Raw genomic sequence first — 20895 nt, forward strand, 5'->3', positions numbered from 1 at the left:
GGGAGTGCACACCGAAGAGCGTCATCGGCTGGTGGTCGATGAACACGATCACGGCTTCGTTCGGGTCGAGCAGGTTCTTGGGGCTGGTCATCGAATGCTCCCGGCTGAGTGGTGAAGCGTGACGTCGTCGCCGCGCATCTGGTTCAAGGCCGGGAGGGTGCGGATTCTTCGGGTTGCTTGAGCACGCAACCATCGAGCCGGACATTACCTGTCGATGCCCGCGCCCGCGCCGTCCGCGATGCGCTGGAGCCTGCCGAGGAGCGCACGGTGCCCGCCGCAGGTGCCGCGGATCTGTTCGGCGGCCAGCGGGAGGACGGCGTCCCGCACGCCCCTTCCCTTGTCCGTGAGAACCAGCTGCGTGACGCGCTTGTCCCAGGAGTCGCACGCCCTGCTCAACAGCCCCCGGTCGACGAGGCGGTCGACCAGGCGGGTCAGGCCGCTGGGCGAGAGTTCCACTTCCTCGGCGAGCCGGGAGGCGGAGCCACGGCCGACCGGCTGGGGCGTGGTGGGGACCACGGAGAGGACATGCAGCTCGGTGAGGTTGAGCTGATGTTCGCTGCGCAGCCACTCGTCGAACCGGCGCAGGCGCGCGTACATGGCGTTCAGGGCGCCGATGAACTCCCCGGTCTCGGCCGCGTCGTCCGATATGCCCACGGGCGGAACGGGTGACGCGGGCGGGACCGGCGGCGGGCCGGGCCGGCGCGCCGGGGCGGCGGGGCGGGCCTGGGGCGCCGGGGCCCTGGCTCCGAAGATCTGGCGCGCGCGTTCCACTGCGAACTCACTCATAGGTCCTCTTATCGCTGGTGCTGCACCGAGACAGACCCACAAATCCTATTACTTATTCCCCCATTACCCGGATTTCCCCGCGTCCGGCCCGACCTCCGCGGATCGTTGCACGGTCAATGATCAAGAACAGGATCCGGCACGGGCCCGTTGCACGGTACGGAAGCAGCTACGTCCCCCTGGTGACAGCCACGGCCCTGGAGGCACTCATGTCCGACCGACCCAGCACACCGCAGGACACCTGTGCCGCCTGGACCGCCTTCATATCCGGGGTCCGGCTGATGACCCGCGAGCTGGACAAGGGGCTCCGCCGAGATCTGGGAATGGGGTACAACTCGTACGTGGTCCTGGCCGCTCTCGCCGAGGCTCCCGGCCATCGGCTGACCATGACAAGCCTGGCCCACCGGACCCAGAGCCCCGGCGAACGCCTCAGCCACGCCGTCGTGTCGCTGCGCACGAACGGCCTGGTCACGGTCGAGAACGACAGCACCGACCGGCGGCTGCGCTACGCGGTGATCACCCCGGCCGGTCTCGCGACGGTGGAGAGGGCCGCGCCCGCGCATACCCTGCGCGTCCAGCGGCTCCTGCTGGGCGAGCTGGACGCGACAGGGATCGAGTCCTTGCGGCAACTGGGGCAGATCATGAGGGCGTCGTCCTCCCGGGAGGCCTGCGCGCCGGAGGCCGCCGCCGAGGCCGCTCGGCGCCCCTGAGGCGGGATTCCGGCACGGCCCGCCCGGAGTTCCTGTCCGCCCGCCAGAGCACCCGCACACGGACCATCCGGGCACCCGTACACGCGCCGCCCGGCCACCGCGCACGCGCCGTCCGGGACCGTCCGGGACCGGGTTCCCCTCCGCCGGACGGGCGAATCCGCGCCCGGCGATGCACGATGGCAACATGCTGCTGGCACCGCTCGCCCGTGTCTCCCGGGAGGTCGCCGAGACATCGGCGCGTTCCCGGAAGGTCTCCCTGCTGGCCGGACTCTTCCGTACGGCCGCTCCCGAGGACGTACCCGTCGTCATCCCCTACCTGGCCGGGCGGCTGCCCCAGGGCCGGATCGGGATCGGCTGGAACGCCCTCAAGGATCCGCCGCACGCGGCCGGCCGGGCCCGGCTGACCGTCCACGCGGTCGATGACACCTTCACCGCCCTCGCGGCCGTCGGAGGCCCCGGCGCCCAGGGCGAGCGCAGACGGCTGGTCCAGGAGCTGCTGGGCGCCGCCACCGAGGAGGAGCAGCACTTCCTCGTCGGACTGATCTCGGGCGAGGTGCGCCAGGGGGCGCTGGACGCCGTGGCCGTGGAGGCGCTGGCGGAGACCTCGGGCGCGCACGCCGGCGCCGTCCGGCGGGCCGTGATGCTGGCCGGCTCGCTGCAGGATGTCGCCGAGCGGCTGCTGGCCGACGGTCCGGCGGTCCTGGAGGAGTTCCTGCTGACGGTGGGCCGTCCCGTACTGCCGATGCTCGCGCAGAGCTCCGGGAGCGTCGCGGAGGCGGTCGGGCGGCTCGACGGATGCGCCGTGGAGGAGAAGCTGGACGGCATCCGGGTGCAGGTGCACCGGGACGGTGACACGGTACGGGTCTTCACCCGCACCCTCGACGACATCACCGACCGGCTGCCTGAGGTGACGGCGGTCGCGCGGGCGCTGGACGGCGACTGTTTCGTCCTGGACGGGGAGGTCATCGCGCTGGACGAGGCGGGCAGGCCCCGGCCGTTCCAGGAGGTCGCGGGCCGGGTCGGCTCACGTACGGACGTCGGTTCCGCCGCGGCGGCGGTGCCGCTCTCCCCCGTCTTCTTCGACATCCTCACGGCAGACGACGAGGATCTGCTCGACCTGCCGCTCGCGCAGCGGCAGGAGGCACTGGCGCGGCTCGTACCGGAGCCGATGCGGGTGCGGCGGATCATCGTCCCCGGCGGGAGCGGCGAGGACGGGCTGGCCGCCGAGGAGTTCCTGCGGGACACCCTGGAGCGGGGGCACGAAGGGGTGGTGATCAAGGATCTCGACGCCCCGTACAGCGCGGGCCGGCGCGGCGCCGGCTGGCTGAAGGTGAAGCCGGTGCACACCCTGGACCTGGTGGTGCTGGCCGCCGAGTGGGGACATGGACGGCGCACCGGCCGTCTCTCGAATCTGCATCTGGGCGCACGGCGCGACGACGGCTCGTTCGTGATGCTCGGCAAGACGTTCAAGGGACTGACGGACGCGCTGCTGGAGTGGCAGACGGAACGCCTGCGGGAGCTGGCGGTCCATGACGACGGCTTCACCATGACCGTACGGCCCGAATTGGTGGTCGAGATCGCCTACGACGGGCTCCAGCGGTCATCCCGCTACCCGGCGGGTGTGACGCTGCGCTTCGCGCGGGTCGTCCGCTACCGCGAGGACAAGGCGGCGGGGCAGGCGGACACGGTCGATACGGTCCTGGCGGCCCACGGCCAGGACCCGGAACGGCGGAGCTGAGGAGTCCGGGCGGCGGGGCGCGGGCGGTACGGTCGCGTAGCCGGTAGCCGGTAGCCGGTAGCCGGTAGCCGGTAGCCGGTAGCCGACAGTCCGTAGCCGGCAACCCGTAGCCCGTCAGGTGCAGGGCCGGCGCGACGCCGGCCCCGCACCCGGCCGGTCAGTTTCCGGCGGTGCCGCGCGGGACGACGGCCGAGAGCACCGAGGGCAGCGAACGCCAGTCGGCCGAGATCAGGCTGGCGTTGCGCTGGGCCAGCAGGTTGAGCCGGTCGCGGGCCTGCTGCTCGGTCGGGTTGGTGCCGTCGATGGCGGGCGCCACGTTCTGGGCGTCGGTCATCAGCGTGAAGTAGTGACGCTGGTCGTACCAGGCGGTGTCGATGCCGTTCGCGACCCAGGCGGAGGCGTCACCGTCGAAGAAGACGAACCAGGGGCGGATGGACGCGTCCGTGTAGCGGGTGCGCGGGTCGCCCGCCGCGACGTTGTGGACGGCGGGGAAGGCCGAGGCCTCGCCCAGCCGGCCGGCCGCCTTGAGGTCACGCAGGTAGGTGGCGTACTCCTTGTCGGTCCACAGGGAGTCGAGCGGGTTCTGCTCCTCGACCGTGCCCGGGATGAGCTCGACGATGAACTTGCCGGCCATCTGCGCGCGGGAGGGCCAGGCACCGGCCTGCGACGCCTCGTCGAGGTTGGCGCGGCTGCCGACCAGGTCCGCCGGGCGGAAGAGCGCGTTGCCGAGCTTGCTGGTGAGCAGGGCGTCGAACGCGGCCGGGCCGCGGCCGGACGACTGCAGGAAGCCGTCCTTCATCTCGACCTTGAGGACGATCGGCCGGTGGCCCGGGTTGGCGTCGTGCCACGTTCTGATGTCGGTCAGGCAGCCGGCCAGGTCGCGGTTCTGCGCGTTGGTACGGAGCTGGCTGACGCTGGTGGCGTTCGCGCAGTTGTTGTTGTTGCCGAGCGGGTTGTCGTGCGAGACGCGCCAGGAGGAACCGAACACGTTGGTCCACACGTCGAGTTCGAGCATTCCGGCGCCGGAGTCCAGGGCGTCCGCGAAGTACGTGAAGGCGGCCTTGTCGTACGAGTTGTGGACACCGACCCCGGTGGTCGAGGAGTACGGCAGCTGATTCGTGTCGACGGCCTGGGCCGACGTGGTGACGAGGGCGAGAACCGCGGCGGCGCCGGCCACCATCGTGTTGCGAAGGAGCTTTGCCATGTTCCTGATGCCTCCTGCTGCGGGTGTTTTGGTCATGTCAACCAGAACCGAGCAGGAGCGTAGGGGAGTTCGGTGACGTGCGGGAGACCGCGAGCTTACGTGATTGATCAGCGAAGCGACCGGCAGACGGCCATCAGGAGGCCGCCCCCGTGGTGACCGGCCGGCGAGGAGGGGCGACCCGTCACCAGAGCGCCGGGGCGGCAACAAGCGTGCCCCGCCGCTCAGTTGCGGCGGGGCACGCCCGGGTCCCGATCGCCGTCACCGCCCAGGGAGGTGACGGCGCGTTACGGCAGCTGCTCCTCGATGGCCGCGCGGCCCCGCTCGGCCAGCCGTCGCCTGGCCCAGGCGAGGTTCTCCGGGGTGAGATCGCGGCCGGAGGCCAGCGCGAGGTCCTCGGCCGTCACCTCCTCGGCCGCACCGGTGTGCAGCAGCCGGTCCGGGGTCACGCCCTCGGACTCCGGCCGCGCGTCGGACTGTGCGTTCATGCCGCCTCCTCGTTCATCCGGTGCCGCCATTCTCGTGCCGACCCACCCGGGCCGCATCCGCTGCGCCCGGACCACGCCGCCGACCACGCCGCCGACCGCGCCGACAGCCCGCGCCGACAGCCCGCCGGACAGCGTCCAGGGCCCTTCGTCCGCCCCGGAAGAGAACCTAACTCCGGCGGACGCGGGAGGCGGACCGCCGGCCGAGGAGCTCCGCCAGGCCCCGGCGGGTGGCCGCCAGGACCACCCGGTCCCGTGGGTGGAGCACATAGCCGGGGTGCAGGTCCCAGACGAGCCCCGCCGGACGCGGCCCCTCGCGGTCCAGCCGGGTGTCCGCCAGATCGGGCACCCGGTCCCCCGGGGCCGCGGTGTCCAGCGCGATGATCCGCCAGGCGCCGGGACGGAACACCTCCGCGATCGTGCGTCCTTCGAGCCGGGGATGGCCCGCCACGTCGATGGCGGCGACCAGCAGCACCTTGCGCTCCACCGGGATGGCCCCGAGTATCTGACGTCCCATCATGGCGATGGCGAAGGCCGGCGCGGCGAGCGTCGAGACACTGCGGCTGCGGGTGAGGGCCCCCGGGTGGGCGGCGCGCAGGGTGCGGTAGACGGCGGTCGCGAAGCCGTCGTCGTACACCCGTAGCGCCACCCGCAGATCCGGGGCGATGGAGCGGGCGTACAGCGCGGCTTCGAGGTTGGTGGTGTCGACGCTGGTCAGGGCGAGCAGGGCGTGTGCCCGTTCGATCTTGGCCGCCTCCAGGACGCCTTCCTGGGTCACGTCGCCGATGACCGTCGGCACGCGCAGGCTGCGGGCGAGCGCGATACCCCGCGCGTCGGGGTCCTCCTCGACGCACACCACGGGGATGCCCAGTTCCCGCAGGCGCACCAGGACCCGGCTGCCGATCTTGCCGAGTCCGAGCAGCACGACGTGGCCGGAGAGACCGCGCGGTGGCCGGCGCAGCGCCGAGGCCGTACGGAAGGTCCCGAGGGCCTCCAGGACGGCCGCGAGCACCACGGGCAGCAGCAGAAGCCCCGTGGTGCCCGCGAGGAGCTGGAGGATCTGCCGCTCGGTGGTGTCGTCGACCGCCGGGTCGTTGATGCCGAAGAGGTCGAGCAGCGTGAGGTAGGTGGCGTGCAGCGGGCGGGCCCCGGTGATCAGCGCGGAGGCGACGGCCAGGGCGAGGACCGCGAGGACGATCCCCGCGAAGGACCACCGCAGCCGCCGGGAGAACAGCGAGGAGAGCGGGGCGCCACGGCCCGCGAGCCGTCCGGGCGGCAGATCGGGTCCGGCGTGGGACACCGCCTCCAGCACCACCGTGCCGCGTCCGGTGGCGGCGGCCGCGCTCGCGTCGTCGGGCAGCAGGCGCGGGCCGTCCTGCCCGCTGTCGTCCGAACCCTCCTCGCCGGCCGGGTCGTTGGTGGTGGCCGAGAGCAGGGCGAGGGTGCACAGTCCCGGGTCGGCGACCTCGCCGGGGCCCGGTGGGTTACGCTCCACGGCGCGCAGCATGAGTCCGTCCGCTCTGATCACCTTGCGGGTCCCGGCGACGGCGGTGGCGGCCAGCGCGGGGGCCGCCGTGTCGGCGTCGGAGAGGACGGTCGTGGAGGCGTCCAGGGCCGCCGCGTCGAGCCCGGGGACGGCGACGGCCGCGGCCTGGTCGAGGAGTTCCTCCAGATGCTGGCCGAGCTTGCGGTTGTAGAGCCTGATGACGAGGCGGAGTTGGGGGTTGAGCCGGCGGGCGGCGAGAGCGGCCCGGATATTGATGTCGTCGTCGTCATGGACGAGGGCGAGCGCGGCGGCCTCCCGCACCCCGGCGTCCACGAGCACGTCCTCGTCGAGTTCCGGTGTCTCCAGAAGGCGCGGGCCGTCCGCTCCGCCGGCTCCTTCACCGGCGGGACCCGGTGGGATCGCGGCCGTACGGGCCACGACGGCCGACACCCGTCCGATGAACGACGAGGTCCTTCCCCGGCCGTCGACCGGGGCGGGCGGCAGGTGGGAGGCGCGTACGGGCGGGACGACCAGCGTGACCCGTTCGCCGTAGACCTCGCGCAGCTCGCCCGCGAGCCGGTGGGCCAGCGTGTCGTCGCCGCAGACGACCATGTGACCGGCCGGAGGACCGTGTGGTATTCGGTGAGGAAGTGAGGACACGGCATCAGTGTGCCGACGTACGGGCCGACACGGTACAGCGGGGCTGAACCGATGTCAGGACAGCGTGGGAAAAGAGCGATTGTCCTGCCCCGCCTCAGAGGGCGACGAGGGTCACCGCGGTGGCCTTGACACTGGTCCAGACCGACCCGCCGTCGGCCAGGCCGAGTTCGGCGGCGGCCTCGGGCGTGATCTCGGCGACCAGGTCGGGCGCTTCGTCCGAGGTGATCAGTACGCGCAGCCGGCTGCCGAGAGCGGTGATCTCCCGGACCGTTCCCGGCCAGACGTTGCGGGGGCCCCCGCCGGGCCGGACCCGGTGGACGGAGACCGCTTCCGGGGCGATGACCGCCAGGGCCGCCGTGCCCTCGGGCAGCGGGTCCGCCACGATCAGCCGGCCGCCGGCGGTCAGGGCGAGCGCGTCGGGGCCGAAGGTGCCGGGCCAGGCGTTGCGGCCGAGCATCCGGGCCACCCACGGGGAGCGCGGGTTGCGGGTCACCTCGGCGGGCGAGGCGTCCTGGAGGACCCGGCCGTCGTCGAGTACGAGGATCCGGTCGGCGAGCGAGAGCGCCTCGACGGGGTCGTGGGTGACGATCAGACAGACGCCGCCGAAGCCGTCGAGATGGCCGCGCAGCGTGTGCCGTACCTGCGCGCGGGTGGTCTGGTCGAGGGCGGCCAGCGGTTCGTCCAGGAGCAGCAGCCGGGGGCGGGCCGCGAGCGCGCGGGCCAGGGCGACGCGCTGCGCCTGGCCTCCGGAGACCTGATGGGGTTTGCGCCGGGCGAGGTGGCCGACGCCGAGCCGGTCGAGCCACTGCTGGGCGGTGCGGCGGGCCTCGGCGCGGCGGACGCCGTGGGCGCGCAGTCCGTACGCGGTGTTGGCGAGGGCGCTGAGGTGCGGGAAGAGCGCGCCGTTCTGCGGGACCCAGGCGACGCCCCGGCGGTGTGGCGGCAGGGAGGTGACGTCCCGGTCGCCGAGGCGGAGTTCGGCGTGGGCGCGCGGGGTGAGGCCGAGGAGTGCGCGCAGGAGGGTGGTCTTGCCGGCGCCGTTGGGGCCGACGACGGCGATGGTGGTGCCCCCTTCCGCGTCCAGGGTGAGCCGGTTGAAGCCGGTGACGTCGGCGTGCAGCCGCCGGCGCTCCTCCGGTACGGCCGCTTCGGCGGGGGCGGCGGGGGCGTGGGTCACGGCTCGGCCGGCGGCCGGGGGCCCCTCCGTACCCGCGTCGGGCAGCGGGCCGCGCCGGGACGGGCGGTCGGCGCTCCCGGCCGCGGCGCCGGTCCAGCGGCCGCGCAGGGCGATCAGTACGGCCATGGCGATGACCAGCAGGAGCAGGGAGACGGAGGTCGCGGCCTCCGGTGACTCCTGGAGCAACAGGTAGACCTGGAGGGGAAGGGTCTGGGTGGTGCCGGGGAGATTGCCGGCGAAGGTGATCGTGGCACCGAACTCGCCGAGCGCCCGCGCCCAGGTCAGCGCGGCGCCGGCGGCCAGCCCCGGCGCGACCATGGGGAGGGTGACGGTGAGGAACACCCGGAGCGGTGAGGCGCCCAGCGACGCGGCGGTCTCCTCGTAGACGGGCCGCAGGCCGGCGAGGGTGCCTTCGAGGCTGATGATGAGGAACGGCATGGCGACGAAGGTGGCCGCGGCCACGGCGCCCGAGGTGTGGAACGGCAGCGTGATGCCGAAGGTGTTCTCCAGCCAGGGGCCGAGGAGCCCTCTGCGGCCGAAGCCGAGGAGCAGTGCCACCCCGCCGACCGTGGGCGGCAGCACCATCGGGAGCAGGACCAGCGCCCGCACCAGCGTCTTGCCGGGGAAGGGCACCCGGGCCAGCAGCCAGGCCAGCGGCACCCCGAGGAGCAGGGAGAGCCCGAGCGCCCAGAACGAGACGAGGAGCGAGAGCCGCAGGGCCTCGACGGTGTCGGGGCTGGTCAGGTGTGCGCCGAGCTCGCTCCAGGAGGTCCGGGCGAGGATACCGATCAGGGGCAGCAGCAGAAACGCGATGGCGAGCAGGGCGGGCAGCGCCAGGGCGACGGGAACGCCGGGGCTGCGGGTGCGGAAGCGTCTCATCGGAGGTTCCTGGGGTCGGGAATCGCGGTGGCCGGTGTCAGGGGGCTGCCCGGTACCCCGATCCGGGCAGCCCCCTGGCACCGCTCAGCGGGTTACGGCTTCTGGAAGCCGGCGGCCCGCAGGATCCGCTGCGCCTCGGGGCCGCTGAGCCAGGCGACGAAGGCACTGGCGGCGTCCGCGTTCTTGGAGGCCTTGAGGGTGGCGGCCGGGTACTGGGCGATCGCGTTCTGCGCGTCGGGGATCTCGACGGCGTCGACCTTGTCGGGCGCGCTCTCGGCGTCGGTCTTGTAGACGATGCCCGCGTCGGCCTCGCCGAGCTCGACCTTGCTCAGGACGGCGCGGACGTTCGGCTCCTCCGAGACCGGCTTCACCTCGATCTTCTGGGCGTCGAGGATCTGCCTGCTGTACCGGCCGACCGGCACCTCGGGCGCGGCCAGGACGACCTTCAGCTTCGGGTCGGCGAGGTCCTTGAGGTTCTCGATCTTGTCCGGGTTTCCTTCGCCGGTGGCGATCACCAGCCGGTTCCTGGCAATGACGGTGGGGGTGCCGGCGTCGGCCTTCAGACCGTCCATGGTCTTGGTGTCGGCGGTGACCAGGGCGTCGGCCGGGGCGCCCTGCTCGACCTGCGCGGCCAGCTCCTGCGAACCGGCGAAGGAGAACGTGACCTTCGTGCCCGGGTGGGACTTCTCGTAGGCGGCGCCCGCCGTCTTGAACACGTCGGTCAGCGAGGAGGCCGCCAGCACGGTCAGGTTCGCCCGGGGGGCACTGCTCGTCGTCCCGGCGGCCGGGGCGCCGGTGTCCTTCTCGCTGTCGTCCTTGCCGCCGCAGGCGGCCAGCGGCACGAGCAGTGCGGCGGTCACTATCGCGGCCGCGGCGCGGCGCCGGTTGAAGGCGAAAGACATCTGGGTGGACTCCTTGGCAGTGCGGCCCGGGTGGGCGCGCGAACGGAAGGTGACGGGGAGCGCCGGGCTCGGAGAACCGCGGGACGACGAACAGGGCCGTCAGGTGCGGTCGATGTGCACGCTGGTGGACTTCACGCGGGCGGTGGCCCGCATCCCGACCTCCAGCCCCAACTCCTCGACGGCTTCCCGGGTCAGCAGCGAGACCAGCCGGTGCGGTCCCGCCTGGATCTCCACCTGAGCCGCGACGTCGCCGAGCTTGACGGCGGTGACGATGCCCGGGAACGCGTTACGGGCCGAGGTGTACGCGACGTCGTCCTCGCCGGTGGCGCTCTGCGCGACCTCGACGGAGAAGGCGGCGAGGTCGCGGCCGTCGATGAGACGGCGGCCGCCGTCATCGCGGTGGGTCGCGACGCGGCCGGCATCGGCCCAGCGGCGTGCGGTGTCGGGACTCACCCCGAGCAGCCGGGCCGCCTGACCGATCGTGTAGGACTGCATGTGCGCCACAATAGGCCGAATTCGCTGGCATTTACAAGGAACAGACACCTTCTCCGCAGCACATGAGAGCTTGCCCGCAGGAGCACCCTCCCTCGCCATGTGACTAAAGTCCGACTGGCGAATCGGTCGAAATTCCTTCATTTCACCCTGGTGAGGCGTTCTTCATGAGCTTGAGCATCCGGAACCAGCTCCCCGGCACCGTCACCGGTGTCACCCCCGGGGCGGTCCTGGCCACCGTGAAGGTACGGCTGGACGGCGGGCAGGAGATCACCGCCGCCATCACCCTGGAGGCGGTCGAGGAGCTGAGCATCGCTCAGGGCATGGCGGTGCGCGCTCTGGTCAAGTCGACCGACGTCTCACTGACGACCGGTCAGGTGACGGGCCTGAGTATCCGCAATCGCCTTCCCGGCACGGTCACCGGCGTCACGACCGGCGGCGCCATGGCCGCTGTGAAAGTCGCCGTGGACGGCGGCGAGCTGACGGCCGCGATCACCGGCGAAGCCGTGGCGGACCTCGCTCTGGCCACCGGCTCCCCCGTCACCGCGCTCATCAAGTCGACGGAGATCTCCCTGGCCACCGTGTGAAGGCCCGGCGGCACAGGAACGCCCCGGCGGACGTGCGACCGCCCCGGCGACGCGCTCCCGCCCGCCGTGTCAGCGCTTGACGGCCCGCAGGATGACGAATTTCGGGTCGCTCGTGACGACCTCGCAGTTGCCGAAGAGCCGCTTGAGCTTGGTGTGGTAGCCGAGGTGCCGGTTGCCGATCACCCACAGTTCGCCGCCGGGCCGCAGCGCCGCCCGCGACCCGGTGAACATGCGCCAGGACGTCGCGTCGGTCGTCGCCTGGTGGGTATGGAACGGCGGATTGTTCAGCACCAGGTCGACGGTCCCCGCCGCCACGCCCGAGAGGCCGTCGCCGAGGACGAACTCCGCCGCGCTCGCTCCGTCGGTGTTCTCACGGAAGGTGGCCTCGGCCGACGCCACCGCCGAGAACGACTCGTCGATGAAGGTCACCCGGGCCTCCGGGTTGTCCAGCGCCGCGGCCGTACCCACCACGCCGTTGCCGCAGCCGAGGTCGACCACGTGCTCGGGCCCCTTGCGGTGCGGCAGATGACGCAGAAGGAACCGCGTGCCGATGTCGAGCCGCTCCGCGCAGAAGATCCCCGCGTGGTTGACGACGGTGCGGCCCGATACGGCTCCGATCCCGTCCGGCAGCGCGTAGCTGTGCGGCCACGGGCTGGGCGTCCGTACACGGCTGGGGGTGGGCTCGCAGAAGATGAGCCGCGCCTTCTTCTCCGCGAGCGAGGTCCTGGTCGGGCCGAGAAGCTGTTCGAACAGCTTCAGCGTCGAGGTGTGGATCTCGGTGACCCGCCCCGTGGCGACGACGACGGTCCCCGGGTGGACGGCGGGAGCGAGGCGGTGCAGCTGGTCCTCCAGGAGCGCGAGGCTCTTGGGCACGCGGATCAGCAGGACATCGATCCGCTCCGGCGGGGTGTCCCTGGCAGAGAGCAGCCGTACGGGCTCCGCGTCCGCGCCCGGGTTCGGGTCAGCGCCCGCGTCCGGTTCAGCGCCCGCCTCCGGTTCAGCGCCCGCCTCCGCGACGGCCCGGCGCAGATTGGCGCGGGTCGCCTGCTGGGTGAGGTACGAATCGGTGATCTGGACGAGGGGCCCCGAGCCGGGTTGTTCGAGCCGGCGGGCGGCGAGCGCCGTGGTCAGGGCGCCCCACCGGTCCCCCACGACGACCACGGTGCCCGACAGGTCGACCGGCTCCGTGTCGGCTCCCGCGAGGTGCCGCAGCAGATATTCGTCGGCGGTGTCCCAGGCGCGCAGCGTCTCGCGGGGATGCTCGGGGAATCGGGTGAGGCCGATCTCGCCCCATGGTGTCGTCAAACGGTTCATCGTGGAGTCAGGCTAACCGGCCCGGCGGGGTGCGCCCGCCGCGAGGCCCCTGGCCAGGGCGGCGCGGCGGTCTTCCGTACGGCTCGGACACAGCCCCGGACCGGCTCTCGGACCGGCTCTCGGACCGGCTCTCGGACCGGCTCTCGGACCGGCTCTCGGAGCGTGCCACGGACGGGAGGACGGGGCCTGGACAAGGCCTAAGGCGCCGGGCTGTCCCGGGCCGCCCGGCGGGCGCGGTCGAGGGCCGCCCGGGCCTGGCCGACGGTGAGGAACGCGGCGAATTCGGCGCGGGCGATCTCCAGGACGACATCGGCGTCGGGCGGCGGATGGGGGTGGTCGCGCAGGGCGATGTCCGCGGCGGCTCGTGCCAGCAGATCGTCGTCGGGGGACGTTCCGGGCTGGCTCATGGTGCGCAGGACCTGGTGCCAGAGTCCGGCCATCGCGTCACTTCCCTTCGTCCGTGGGGATGCCGAGGGTGGCGAGGATGTGGTGGATCAGTTCCCGGGCCAGCAGTTCCCGGGAGAGCGAGGCGCTGTTGCGGGCCCAGTGCGCCAGAAGTTCGTTGATGGCTCCGATCAGGGCGACCGTGGCGAGGGTGTAGTCGCGCGCGACGGCCTCCCCGCGCCGCACGGCGCGGTCCGCCTCCGCGGTGAAGAAGTCGGTCCACAGGCTGCGCCACAGCAGCCGGTGGTCCTCCACGGTGCGGCCCGCCTCGATGACCTCGACGGAGGCGATCCGGGTGGCCACGGGGTCGGCGGTGACGGCTTCGACGTAGGCGCGGACCAGGGCCGTGATCCTGTCGCGGGTCCCGGCGGATTCCATCGCCGGGTCGCCGAGAACCGCCAGGGTGGCTTCCATTCCGTCACGGGCGACGTCATTGTGCAGCGCGATCAGCAGGGCCTCCCGGCCCTCGAATTCCTCGTAGAAAGCGCGATTCGACACGTGGGCGGCGGCGCAGATCCGTTCGATGGATGTCCCGGCGAAACCGCGGCTGTCGATCAGCGTGGTCGCGGTCGCGAGTATCCGCTCACGGCGCCGCGCCCTGCGGGCCGGTCCTGGGGGGGCCGAGGACGGATCCATCCGGTCTCCTTGAAATGCCTTGTGATCAGGGGGGGTTGGCGCCGGGTAAGGGCGCTTACCGAGCATGCCACGCACAGCGGGGCCGCACAGGCTGTTCCACGAATGCGCCCCTTTCACCACGGGGCACAACCCCTGGGGGCTTTCGACGTTTCGGTGTCGCGATGGTGCGATGCCGTTGTTGTTGCTGCTGCTGCGCCGTCACTCGAATGGCTGTCACACCGGGCATCCCGTCCGCCGGGGCGGAAAGCTGTGCGGAACAGCTGTGACCCGGCACCGACCATCGGAGCGAGAGAGGCAGCATGACCACTCCCGCGGAACGAGCGGAGCACGGCCGGGCCGCGCGCAAGCAGGCGTCCCGGTCGTCACACGGACTGTGGATACCGGCGGCGGACCGTCTCGATCCGCTCACCGTGCTCGCGCGGCAGGCCGCCACCCGCGCCCCTGAGCTGCTGCACCTGCGCTACGAACGGATGGCCGCCTCCCCGTTCGCCTTTCTGCGCGGCGCGGCCGCCGTGATGGCCGCCGATCTGGCCACGCAGCCCCGCACGGGCCTCACGGTCCAGCTGTGCGGGGACGCGCATCTGCTGAACTTCGGGGTCTTCGCCGCGCCCGGGCGCACGCTGACCTTCGATCTCCACGACTTCGACGAGACCCTGCCGGGACCGTTCGAATGGGACGTCAAGCGCCTCGCGGCGAGCATCGTGATCGCCGCCCGCGACAACGGCCAGTCCGAGGACCGTGCCCGGCGGGCCGTGCACGGCGCGGCCAAGGCGTACCGGGAGTCCATGCACCGGCTGGCCGGTCTCGGTGAGCTCGACGTCTGGTACGAGCAGATCGACACGGCGGAGATCCTCCCTGTCGTACGGAGGAGGCGCCCCGAGCCTCCGGAGCCTGCCGGGGCGGACGGACCGGACGGTCCGGACGGTCCGCCGTCCGGCCGGCGGACCAGCCTGCTGCCCCTGGAGCGCCTCACCGACACCGACGCGCCGGGCGGGCAGCGCAGGATCGCCCCCGACCCGCCGCTGCTGGAACCGCTCAACCGGCTGGACACGGCCACGCTGCGCAGGATCTTCATCGGCTACCGGTCCACGCTCCCCGAGGAGCGCCGCATTCTCCTCGACCGTTTCCGCTTCGTCGAGGGGGCCCGCATGGTCGTGGGGGTCGGCGGTATCGGCGTCCGCTGCTATCTCGTGCTGCTGGAGGGCCGCAACGACGATCCGCTGCTCCTCCAGATCAAGGAGGCCGAGCGGTCGGTGCTGGAACCGCAGCTGCGGCAGAGCGCGTACGCCCACCAGGGCCACCGGGTGGTGGCGGGGCAACGGCTGCTGCAGGCGGCGGCCGACATCTTCCTCGGCTGGGTCACCGGTCCCGAGGGCCGCCACTTCTACTGGCGCCGGCTGCGGGACCTGCGGGAGCCCACGGCGGTCGAGGACCTGTCGCCGTCCCTGCTCCACGACTACGCGGAGCTGTGCGGTACGGCCCTGGCCCGCGCGCACGCCCGGTCCGGCGACCGGGTGGCGATCGCCCACTACCTCGGGGGTTCCGACACCTTCGACCGCGCCTTGGCCGATTTCGCCGTCCGCTACGCGGACCGGAACGCGGCCGACCACGCGGCGCTCGCCGCCGCCGTCGCGGCGGGCCGGATCCCGACCGAGGGGCCGGGCCCCGTCAGGAGGCTGTGACGCGCGGAGGGCACGAGCACGAGAGGGACGCGCGGAGGACGCGACGAGCGGAACGGGTCACTTGTGCGGAGCCGGCCCCGCCGTGTCGAGTGCCGTACCGACATCGTCGGCGAGGGTCACGGCGACCAGGCGGGCCTGACGGGAGGGGACGGTGCCCGGCTCGGGGCGGAACATGAAGCGCCCCCGGTAGTGGCCGTTCCCGGCGGCGCGCAGTTCGATCTCGCCGTCCGGCCAGCCGCGCCGTCCGACATCCCACGGCTCGCGGTCCACGACGACCGTGCCGTCCTGCTCCAGCCGTGCCGGGTGGCCGAGGAGAGTGCCGTACTCGAAGCGGCAGTCGCGCAGCCGCAGTATCTCGGTGAGCTGGCCCTTGACGAGGCCGACGACGGCGTCGGCCGATCCGGCGGACTGGGCCAGCCGCGCGGTGTCGTGCACGCGGGCGAGGAGTCCGGCGTCGGTCACGGTGATGACCTTGAGTCTCCGGGCGCGCGCGGCCAGCTGGGATACGGCGAGACCCACCGCGAGGAGCAGCACGGCCGTCGTGAGGTCGTTCGAGTCGGTGATGGAGAACCGCTCGAAGGGTCGCGTGAGGAAGAAGTCGAACCAGACGGCCGACGACAGCGCGGCGACCGCACCGGCGAGACGGCTGCCCAGGGCGGAGACCGCCACGACGACCACGACGAGGATCAGCGCGAGATTGGTGCTCGCCAGTCCGGTACGGAACGGCACCAGGATCAGGGCCACCGCGAGCGGCGCGGCCAGGGCCACCCCCAGTGCGATGCGATCACGAAGCGCGTATCTCATGGTCCACCTCTCCGTCCCGTAAGCCGGTACCTCCCGGTACCTCTGAGCACCCTCATCTCCATGGTCCACCCGGCGCCCCCGTACGGGCGGGAGCGCCGGTGGCCTTGACACCGTCTTGTCGGAGCGGCGCAGGAGCGGCGCCGGGCCGGCGGTGCGCCGGGTCAGCGGCGGCTCAGCGGCGGCTCAGGAGCCGTACACCTCCATCTCCCAGAGTGAGTAGCCGTACGGCGTCGCCCGCTGCGTCCCGTAGAACCGCACATAGCGCGCCCCGACGGCGGCGAAGGTGAGGTCGTCCGTGCCGCCGTCGCCCCCGCCGGTGGAGTAGGCGGTGGACCAGGCGCTGCCGTTGACCGATGTCTGGATCTGGTACGCCCTGCCGTACGCCGCCTCCCAGGTGAGCCTCACCCGGTTGACGGAGCGGACGGCGCCGAGGTCGACCTGGAGCCACTGCGGATCGGTGAAGCCGCTCGACCAGCGGGTCCCCGCGTCGCCGTCCACCGCGGCGGACGCCGGGAAGGCGGCGCTCTCGGCGGTGGAGGCGGTGGCCGGGCGGCCGGTGGAGAGCAGGCCGCCCGCCGGCGGCGGGGTGCCCGTCCCCCCGCCGAACGGTGTCAGGGTCAGCGTCATGGCGCGCGGCGCGTTGTCCTGGATGTAGGACGCCTGGTCGCCGACGTCGTCGAACGGGAATCCGTACGCTTTGCCGTTCACGGAGTTCTCGTGGATGACCCGGGAGTAGTGGTTGCTGATCGTCTGCCGGTAGTACAGCGACGGGTCACTGACCGGCTGACTGGCGTAGTCGCGCAGCGTGGAACGGTTGAACGCGGCGCCGAGCTGCGCGGCGACCGGCCCGGTGAGCCCGTCGTTGGGCGCGCCGAGGGCGCCGTTGCAGTAGAAGACGTCCAGCGTCTTCGGCTTGGGGATCGGCGCGACCCCGCCGGTGAAGCGCAGCACCCCGCCGGAGACCCGTCCGGTGTACGTGGTGGCGTTGATCCGCACGTTCAGGTCGCGGTTGGTGTAGGTGTCCCAGACCTGGCTGATGTACGGGTCGAAGTACGTGGCCGGGAAGAGGCCGCCCTCGATGCCGTGGCCCGGCGCGAGCACCCGCAGGCCGTTCGCGCTGACGAGGGAGGAGAAGTCGGGCTGCGCCCGGAGGGCGGAGAAGATCGCGTCCCGGCCGCCGGGCTTGATGGTGCCGGTGGTCTGGTCGGCGTTCCCGACCAGGTTGATCGCCATCGGGACGCTGAACATGTCCACCATGGTGATGTTGCAGTACATGCCCGAGGAGTTGTACGTGAACTCCATGCAGTCGTGCAGGACCTGATAGCTGGGGTCGGTGGTGACCCAGGCGGCCGGGTACTGGAAGGCGGAGTTGCCGTTGCCGTCGGTGACCACCCGGAACTTCAGCTTCGCGTTGATCGAGAAGTAGATCCGTCCCGACATGTACGGCAGGTTGACCAGGGAGTTCCCCGACGCGCTGAACGGGATGGACAGGTCGGCGTAGCCGTCGGGTCCGTTGAGTCCGGGCGCGGCGGGCACCTGGGCGCCGTCGGCGCGTACGTAGCACTGCTGGCCCGCCGTGTTCGTGCCGACGACGTACATCCAGATCGCGGCGTTGCCGTACGTACCGGTGTTGTTGACGACGGTGATCGGCAGCGACGAGGCGGCGGAGGCGCCGCCGCTCGCGCCGAGGTCCAGGACAGGGGCTGCCGCGAGCGCGGCGGCCCACCCGAGAACGCTTCTTCTGCTGGGCACGGATTTCCTTCCTCTCGACCCGCCGGGCGGCGGGGTCGGCTCGGGCCCGGCGCGGGCCGGGTGCGGCGCCGTCGGGTGATCGCGAGGTCAGCCCCCTGTGGAGCTGCGGTCGCGTTCACTTCTTGACGGCGCCGGCACCCGGCTGTCAGCTGCCGGCTACTGGGAAACGCGCACGTAGTCGACCAGCATCTTCTGCGGGAACGTGGTCGAGGCGTCCGGACTGCCCGGGAAGTCGCCGCCGATCGCGTTGTTCAGGATGATGAAGAACGGGTGGTCGTACACCCAGGGACCGCGCGTCTGCTCCAGCGTGGAACGGTTCACCGTGAAGAAGGCGTTGCCGTCGACCGTGAAGGTCATGTGGCTGGAGTCCCAGTCCACCGCGTACGTGTGGAAGGCACTGGCGAAGTCGGTGCCGGCGACGGTGTAGGGAGCGCCGTAGCCGTTGCCGCCGTTGTAGGCCGGCGCGTGCAGGGTCGAGTAGACGGTGTCCGCCGCCTTGCCGACGTGCTCCATGATGTCGATCTCACCGCTGTTGGGCCATGGGGTGCCGGTCTTGAAGTTCGAGCCGAGCAGCCAGAACGCGGGCCACAGTCCCTGGGTGCCGGACACCTTGATCCGTGCCTCGACGTGCCCGTAGGTGAAGTTGAAGTGGTCCGCGGTGTTGAGCCGGCCCGAGGTGTACTGGCACGTGGTGCTGCCGCTCAGCGGGTCGCGCGGACAGGCGGAGCCGGCCGTGGCCTCCTTGCGGAGTTCGATGTTGAGGTTGCCGGTGCCGTCCATCGTGGCGTTCTTGTTGTTGGTGTAGTACTCCAGCTCGTTGTTGACGCCGGGGCCCGTCTCCGCCGTCCACTTGGCCGGATCCGGGGTGGTGCCGGCCGCGCCGTTGAACTCGTCGCTCCACACGAGGTGTTCGGGGTTGCCCGGGTTCGGCGGCGGGGGCGGCGGCGCGGTCGGGCTGCCGCCGGTGCCGTACACGTCGAAGCCCCACAGCGAGTAGCCGTACGTGCTGACGCGGGCCGTGCCGTACATCCGGACGTAGCGGCCGGAGCCGGTCACGTTCAGCGTCTCCTTGAACCCCTTGCCGGTGGTGGTGGAGTAGACGCTCGTCCAGTTGTTCCCGTCCGGCGAGGTCTGGATCTGGTACGCGGTCGCGTACGCCGGGTCCCACTGGAGGACGACCTTGTCGATCTGCGCGGTCGCGCCCAGGTCCACACGGATCCAGCCCGGGTCCACCCAGCCGTTGGTGTCACTGGTCGCCCAGCGGGTGGCGGGGTCGTTGTCGAACGCCTTGGCCGGGGTGCAGCCCGAGCAGTTCGCACTGTCCTGGTAGGTGGATGCGGTGGCGGGCTTGTTGTACGAGAGCAGGGCCGAACCGCCCGCGGGCGGCGGGGTGGTGCCGCCACCGGTGGTGAAGACCTGGAACTCCCAGAGGGAGTAGCCGAATGCGGTGGCACGCTGGGTGCCGTACATCCGCACGTAGCGGCCCGAGCCGGTGAGCGTGATCACCTCCGTGGCGCCGGGGCCCGTGGTGGTGGAGTAGACGCTCGTCCAGTTGGTGCCGTCGGTGGACGTCTGGATCTGGTACGCCTTGGCGTAGGCCGCTTCCCAGCTGAGCTGGACTCCGCAGACGGACTGCGTGGAGCCGAGGTCGACCTGGAGCCACTGCGGGTCGGCGGCGGCACTGGACCAGCGGGTCCCGGCGTTGCCGTCGACGGCGGCCGAGGCCGGGCTGCCGGCGTTCTCCGTGGAGGACGCGGTGGCGGGCTGGTTGAGCGCCGCGTTGGTCTGGCTGCAACCGCCGCCGGTGGCGCCGGAGTTGCCGTAGACCTGGAATTCCCAGAGCGAGACACCGTACTGGGTGGCGCGCTGGGTGGTGTACACCCGCACATAGCGGCCGGAGCCGGTGACGGTCAGTGTCTGGTTGCCGCCGGGGCCTGTGGTGGTGGAGTAGACGCTCGTCCAGTTGGTGCCGTCGGTGGACGTCTGGATCTGGAACGCCTTGGCGTACGCCGTCTCCCAGTTGAGGGCGACCTGGGTGAGGGACGCGGTCGCGCCGAGGTCGACCTGGAGCCACTGCGGGTCGGCGGCGGCACTGGACCAGCGGGTCCCGGCGTTGCCGTCGACCGCCGCGGAGGCGGGGGTGCCGACGTTCTCCGTGGAGGACGCCGTGGCCGTCCTGCCCTGCGACAGCAGGGTTCCCGCGGCCCGGGCGGGGGTGGTACCGGTGAAGGTCAGCGCCAGAGCAGCGAGGACCGCCGTGACGGTCACGAGAACGAGGGCTTGTCTGTGCCGTAGGGCTAAGAGGAAGTGACTGCTTCTCATGGCGTCTCCTGGGTGGTCGCCAATCCTGAGAGAGCGCTCTCTGGATGAAGCGATGATTACGGCGTTGTTGCCGAGGCGTCAAGAAGTTGAACGCGTTCCGGAACAAGCATTCGTTATTGATTCAGGTGTTGACGTCCGGCCACTTCTCGCCCCGCCTGCCCCGCCCGCGCGCCCCGAGGGGCGGACCTGCGGAGTCGGCGAAACGCCGGTGAGGGCCCCCGGCCACGTGATACGTCTGCCGTCATGGACGACCTTGTGACAGAGCGGCTGGTGCTTCATCCACTGAGTGCCGTGGAGGCCGAGCGGGTGGCGGCGGGTGAACCGGAGGACGGAGACCGGTGGGCGCCCGGGTACCCCGCCGAGGGGGACATGGTGGGGGCCAGGCGGTACGTGACGACCTGCGCGATCACCGGTGACCCCCGGCCCTTCGGCGCGTACGAGATCCGGCTCCGCGAGGACGGCCGGGCCGTGGGCGGCCTCGGCTTCCACGGAGCCCCGGACGAGGATCTGCGCGTGAGCATCGGATACGGCCTGATCCCCTCGGCGCGGGGCCGGGGATACGCCTCCGAGGCCCTGCGCGGGCTGCTGGAGTTCGCGCGGGAGAGCGGCATCGCGCGCGTGGAGGGGGATGCCGATCGGGAGAACACCGCGTCCCAGCGCGTCATGACGGCGGCCGGTATGCGGCTCTTCGCCGAGGACGAGGAGCTGAAGTACTACCGGATCGCCTGGACCGACGAGGGGACCGGGTGACCGACGGGCCGGCACGGACCGGGTGACCGACCTGACGGACCGGACGCCCGACCGGCCGACGCCACGGCCACCGGCCGGCGGACCCGACTGA

Annotated in this window: 18 protein-coding genes; 5 read left to right on the forward strand and 13 right to left on the reverse strand. The window is 72.0% G+C overall.

Annotated features, from left to right (window positions below; all coding sequences use genetic code 11):
• Nucleotides 1-204 precede the first annotated feature (204 nt).
• Nucleotides 205-786, reverse strand: coding sequence for a MarR family winged helix-turn-helix transcriptional regulator (locus tag ACIBAE_RS25530; RefSeq protein ID WP_399289693.1), 582 nt, complete (start codon nucleotides 784-786; stop codon nucleotides 205-207).
• 206 nt (nucleotides 787-992) lie between these two features.
• Here ACIBAE_RS25530 and ACIBAE_RS25535 point away from each other — a divergent pair, with 206 nt between their 5' ends.
• Both ACIBAE_RS25535 and ACIBAE_RS25540 read left to right on the forward strand, forming a co-directional pair.
• Nucleotides 993-1493 carry a MarR family winged helix-turn-helix transcriptional regulator gene (locus ACIBAE_RS25535; RefSeq protein WP_399289695.1) on the forward strand — a complete coding sequence of 167 codons (501 nt, stop codon included), beginning with the start codon at nucleotides 993-995 and terminating at the stop codon, nucleotides 1491-1493.
• Nucleotides 1494-1677: 184 nt separating this feature from the next.
• Nucleotides 1678-3231 (forward strand): ATP-dependent DNA ligase, encoded by a 1554-nt coding sequence (locus ACIBAE_RS25540; RefSeq protein WP_399289697.1) that lies wholly within the window; start codon nucleotides 1678-1680, stop codon nucleotides 3229-3231.
• A gap of 157 nt (nucleotides 3232-3388) precedes the next feature.
• On the opposite strand, the gene ACIBAE_RS25545 is transcribed toward ACIBAE_RS25540, so the two are convergent.
• The 6 genes from ACIBAE_RS25545 to ACIBAE_RS25570 form a co-directional block, all read right to left on the reverse strand.
• Entirely contained in the window at nucleotides 3389-4435 is a 1047-nt protein-coding gene (locus ACIBAE_RS25545; RefSeq protein WP_399289699.1) for a phosphatidylinositol-specific phospholipase C domain-containing protein, read from the reverse strand.
• 284 nt (nucleotides 4436-4719) lie between these two features.
• Nucleotides 4720-4920: a hypothetical protein gene (locus tag ACIBAE_RS25550; RefSeq protein ID WP_399289701.1), complete on the reverse strand. Its 201-nt coding sequence runs from the start codon at nucleotides 4918-4920 to the stop codon at nucleotides 4720-4722.
• Nucleotides 4921-5086: 166 nt separating this feature from the next.
• Nucleotides 5087-7015 (reverse strand): NAD-binding protein, encoded by a 1929-nt coding sequence (locus ACIBAE_RS25555; protein ID WP_399289844.1) that lies wholly within the window; start codon nucleotides 7013-7015, stop codon nucleotides 5087-5089.
• 142 nt (nucleotides 7016-7157) lie between these two features.
• A complete protein-coding gene (locus ACIBAE_RS25560) occupies nucleotides 7158-9119 on the reverse strand; it encodes an ABC transporter permease (protein WP_399289703.1) in 1962 nt (653 codons plus the stop codon).
• A gap of 92 nt (nucleotides 9120-9211) precedes the next feature.
• Nucleotides 9212-10021: a molybdate ABC transporter substrate-binding protein gene (gene modA / locus ACIBAE_RS25565; protein ID WP_399289705.1), complete on the reverse strand. Its 810-nt coding sequence runs from the start codon at nucleotides 10019-10021 to the stop codon at nucleotides 9212-9214.
• Nucleotides 10022-10120: 99 nt separating this feature from the next.
• Nucleotides 10121-10516, reverse strand: coding sequence for a molybdopterin-binding protein (locus tag ACIBAE_RS25570; protein ID WP_399289707.1), 396 nt, complete (start codon nucleotides 10514-10516; stop codon nucleotides 10121-10123).
• A 164-nt stretch (nucleotides 10517-10680) separates the two neighbouring features.
• Here ACIBAE_RS25570 and ACIBAE_RS25575 point away from each other — a divergent pair, with 164 nt between their 5' ends.
• Complete coding sequence (locus tag ACIBAE_RS25575; RefSeq protein WP_399289709.1) at nucleotides 10681-11100, forward strand: molybdopterin-binding protein; 420 nt, start codon at nucleotides 10681-10683, stop codon at nucleotides 11098-11100.
• 69 nt (nucleotides 11101-11169) lie between these two features.
• Here the strand turns inward: ACIBAE_RS25575 and ACIBAE_RS25580 are convergent, their stop codons facing one another.
• From ACIBAE_RS25580 to ACIBAE_RS25590, 3 genes are all read right to left on the reverse strand, one after another.
• Entirely contained in the window at nucleotides 11170-12414 is a 1245-nt protein-coding gene (locus tag ACIBAE_RS25580) for a methyltransferase (protein WP_399289711.1), read from the reverse strand.
• 197 nt (nucleotides 12415-12611) lie between these two features.
• A complete protein-coding gene (locus ACIBAE_RS25585) occupies nucleotides 12612-12854 on the reverse strand; it encodes a hypothetical protein (protein WP_399289713.1) in 243 nt (80 codons plus the stop codon).
• Between the two features lie 4 nt (nucleotides 12855-12858).
• Nucleotides 12859-13494, reverse strand: coding sequence for a TetR/AcrR family transcriptional regulator (locus ACIBAE_RS25590; protein WP_399289715.1), 636 nt, complete (start codon nucleotides 13492-13494; stop codon nucleotides 12859-12861).
• Nucleotides 13495-13793: 299 nt separating this feature from the next.
• Here ACIBAE_RS25590 and ACIBAE_RS25595 point away from each other — a divergent pair, with 299 nt between their 5' ends.
• A complete protein-coding gene (locus ACIBAE_RS25595; protein ID WP_399289717.1) occupies nucleotides 13794-15176 on the forward strand; it encodes a DUF2252 domain-containing protein in 1383 nt (460 codons plus the stop codon).
• Between the two features lie 57 nt (nucleotides 15177-15233).
• On the opposite strand, the gene ACIBAE_RS25600 is transcribed toward ACIBAE_RS25595, so the two are convergent.
• From ACIBAE_RS25600 to ACIBAE_RS25610, 3 genes are all read right to left on the reverse strand, one after another.
• Complete coding sequence (locus ACIBAE_RS25600; RefSeq protein WP_399289719.1) at nucleotides 15234-15980, reverse strand: DUF4118 domain-containing protein; 747 nt, start codon at nucleotides 15978-15980, stop codon at nucleotides 15234-15236.
• A gap of 183 nt (nucleotides 15981-16163) precedes the next feature.
• Entirely contained in the window at nucleotides 16164-17732 is a 1569-nt protein-coding gene (locus tag ACIBAE_RS25605; protein ID WP_399289721.1) for a beta-1,3-glucanase family protein, read from the reverse strand.
• A gap of 156 nt (nucleotides 17733-17888) precedes the next feature.
• A complete protein-coding gene (locus tag ACIBAE_RS25610) occupies nucleotides 17889-20000 on the reverse strand; it encodes a discoidin domain-containing protein (RefSeq protein WP_399289723.1) in 2112 nt (703 codons plus the stop codon).
• A gap of 297 nt (nucleotides 20001-20297) precedes the next feature.
• Between ACIBAE_RS25610 and ACIBAE_RS25615 the strand changes: the two genes are divergently transcribed.
• Entirely contained in the window at nucleotides 20298-20804 is a 507-nt protein-coding gene (locus tag ACIBAE_RS25615) for a GNAT family N-acetyltransferase (RefSeq protein WP_399289725.1), read from the forward strand.
• Nucleotides 20805-20895: the final 91 nt, after the last annotated feature.

Source organism: Streptomyces sp. NPDC051569 (assembly GCF_044454085.1).
GTDB lineage: Bacteria > Actinomycetota > Actinomycetes > Streptomycetales > Streptomycetaceae > Streptomyces.